Origin of the sequence: Corynebacterium sp. (genome assembly GCF_012838985.1) — a bacterium.
Taxonomy (GTDB): domain Bacteria; phylum Actinomycetota; class Actinomycetes; order Mycobacteriales; family Mycobacteriaceae; genus Corynebacterium.
In genome coordinates, this window is sequence record NZ_DUOE01000132.1 from 1 (window position 1) to 2,821 (window position 2,821).

Genomic DNA, 2,821 nt, shown 5'->3' on the forward strand with positions numbered 1-2,821 from the left:
CTGCCGGTCCACGGCATCGAGTGCGACGTGCGCCTGAGTCTCGACGGCGAGGTCGTGGTCCTGCATGACCCGCTCATCGACCGCGTCGCCGACGGCTCCGGCCGTGTCTCCCGCATGACCCTGGCCGCCCTGCGTGACCACAATTACGGCACCTCTGATCTGCCGCAGGACATGCTCACGCTCCCGGAGCTGCTGGAGATGGTGAAACCGACCGACAAACACCTCTACATCGAGACGAAACACCTCTCCCGCTACGGACCGATGGTGGAGGAGCAGGTCGTGCGCACCCTCCGGCACCACGGGATGGAGCGGGACGAGCGCATCCACGTCGTCTCCTTCGCCTCCAGCGCCATCGTGCGCATGCGCCGGCTCGCCCCGGAGATCGACCGCATCCATCTGCGCCGGAAATACGACCGCTGGGTCAACCCCCTGGACGTCCATCCGGGGCGGCCCACCGGGCTGGGGCTGTCGCTGCTGCGGGCGAAGATGCACCCCTCGCTCATCGGGCGGCTGGGACTGCCCACCTACATCTGGACCGTCAACGACCCCGATGACATGCGCTGGGCCCGCGATCAGGGTGTCGACATGATCGCCACGGACGAGGTCACGCTGGCGCTGGAGGTGCTGGGCGCGTCCGGCTAGGGTGCGCCGGGTATCTTTGACGCATGGCCAAGAAGAACAAGAAGAACGAGAACCTGCCGGAGGGCATGAGCCGCCGCCAGGCGAAGCTCGCCGCCCGCGCCGCCGAGCGCGCCGCCCTGGAGAAGGACGCCCGCCCCTACGGCGGCATCGGCGGTGAGGCCGACCTCATCGCCCTGCAGGAGTTCGTCCCCGCCGCGACCGCCAAGGTGGCCGTCGCCGGCACCGACCGCGACGTGTACATCGCGACCGTCCTGCCGGGTGGCGCCGCCGCCCTGGTCCGCGAGGACGGCAACGAGGCCTTCGTGGCCCTGCAGACCCGCATCCCCTCCCAGAACCCGGGCCGCGACCTGGCCTACGCCCTGGCGTGGGTCCGTGACGCCGAGGCCGGTGACACCCTGGAGCAGGGCGTGGCCGACGGCTCCCAGCCCGCGCTGAGCGAGCTCATCGCCGCCGACGCGCAGCTGGAGATCACCGAGTACCAGGACTTCAACTGGTGGATGCCGGAGGGCACCCAGCTGGACCCGGTCACCGCGCAGGCCCTGCAGCAGGCCAATGACGCCGTCGTGGAGTCCCACCGCGTCGACACGGAGATCCCCGGCGCCGTCTGGTGGGTCAACCCCGGTGGCGGCAAGGCCCACATCCGTTGGGTCCGCCCGGACGACAACGAGGACGGCCTGCTCAACGCCCTGGCCCGCGTCGCCGCCCGTGGCGAGCTCAACCTGGGTGAGGGCACGAAGTTCGCCGGTGTGTTCCGCACCCACGGCATCATCGTCCCGGTCTTCGACCTCGACCCGGCCGTCGCCCACGACTCCTACGGCGCCGAGCTCACCCGCGTCTCCGAGGCCGTCGCCGCCGAGGTGGCCAACGAGGAGCAGCTCACCGCCGACGAGCGCAAGCAGCTGCAGAACATCAAGTCCCGTCAGGTGACCATCCGCTAGCATCACCGCAGGTCAGACAAGGAAGGAGTGCGCAGCTGCGCACTCCTTCCTTGCCTTCCGGGGGGGGACTCAGATCTGGTGGTCCAGGTCCGCCCAGCGGACGAGCTTCCACTCGCCGAAGGGCCGGTCGTCGGGCTCCAGCACGATGAAGCGGCAGTTACCCAGGTAACCGGCGAAGGCGTAGTCGGGGTCGACGCTGGCGGCGTGGGCGGCCATCGTGCGGATCGCCGCGCCGTGGCTGACCACGAGCACGTCTTTCTTCGCGCCGTCGGACAGGTGCTCCAGGGCGAGGTTCTCCATGACGGGGCGGTAGCGGTCCATGAGCTGGAGATACGTCTCGCCGCCGGGGATGAGGGCCCCCGGGTCGGCGTGCAGCCAGCTCCGGAAGGCCATGGCGTAGGAGCGGTGCGAGGCGTCGTCGGAAAGCATCTCGTGCTCACCGGCGTAGATCTCGTGGAGGCCGAGCTCCACGTCGATGTCGATCTCGCGTTCACGCAGGCCAGCGGTCTGCTCGAAGGCGGTCATGGCGAGCAGGGCGGTCTGCTGGGCGCGCAGCGCCACGGAGCTGACCACCGCGCCGAGGCGGCCGGCGGACCCGCCCCCGGCCTCGCAGTACTCGACGAGTTCGACGCCGACGTTCCAGGCCTGGTTGCGGCCGGTGTCGGTGAGCTCGGCGCCCGGGGGACGGGTGTCGAGCTTGCGGGCGACGTTGCTGTGCGTCTGACCGTGGCGCAGAAGAATCAGACGACCGTTCACGGGAGATCCTTTCCGTCGCGGGCGGCCCGCACCCAGTCGGTGGCGCGTTGCAGCCGGGCCTGGTCGGCCTCGAGGGCGTCCTCGCGGCCGTCGCGGCCCGGGGTGGGCCAGGAACCGAGGTAGGTGATGTCCTCGGCGCGCAGCCACAGGGCCCGCAGGGCCTCGGCGAGCGGGATGTCGTCGATGTGGCCGACGAGGTCGACGTAGAAGTGGTAGGTGCCGAAGACCTTGCGCGTCGGGCGGGACTCGATGCGGCTCATGTCCACGCCGCGGAGGGAGAACTCGGTGAGCGCGGCGACGAGGGTGCCGGGTTCGTTGGGCAGGGTGAACACGACGGTGGTCTGGTCGGTGCCGGTGCGTGGTGTGGGCACACCGCGGGGGCCGACGACGACGAAGCGGGTGCGGGCGCCGGCCATGTCGGCGACCTCCTTCGCCACCACGTCGAGCCCGAAGAGGACGGCGGCGCGGTCGGGGGCGGCGGCGGC

4 protein-coding genes are annotated in these 2,821 nt (G+C 70.7%); 2 read left to right on the top strand and 2 right to left on the bottom strand.

The genetic code is table 11. The features are described from left to right. Window positions 1-642, top strand: a 642-nt coding sequence (locus GXZ33_RS07770) for a glycerophosphodiester phosphodiesterase family protein (RefSeq protein WP_291340270.1), incomplete at its 5' end; no start/stop codon positions are given. Window positions 643-665: 23 nt separating this feature from the next. Continuing rightward, window positions 666-1,580 carry a DUF5926 family protein gene (locus GXZ33_RS07775; RefSeq protein ID WP_291340271.1) on the top strand — a complete coding sequence of 305 codons (915 nt, stop codon included), beginning with the start codon at window positions 666-668 and terminating at the stop codon, window positions 1,578-1,580. A 69-nt stretch (window positions 1,581-1,649) separates the two neighbouring features. Here the strand turns inward: GXZ33_RS07775 and GXZ33_RS07780 are convergent, their stop codons facing one another. Next, a complete protein-coding gene (locus tag GXZ33_RS07780) occupies window positions 1,650-2,336 on the bottom strand; it encodes a histidine phosphatase family protein (protein ID WP_291340272.1) in 687 nt (228 codons plus the stop codon). Next, window positions 2,333-2,821: ACT domain-containing protein (locus tag GXZ33_RS07785; protein ID WP_291340273.1), on the bottom strand; the 489-nt coding region annotated here is incomplete at its 5' end. The genes GXZ33_RS07780 and GXZ33_RS07785, both read right to left, overlap by 4 nt.

Bases quoted from the DNA above. Each gene is read 5' to 3' on its own strand.
- GXZ33_RS07775 (WP_291340271.1), top strand. From the start codon at position 666: ATGGCCAAGAAGAACAAGAAGAACGAGAACCTGCCGGAGGGCATGAGC.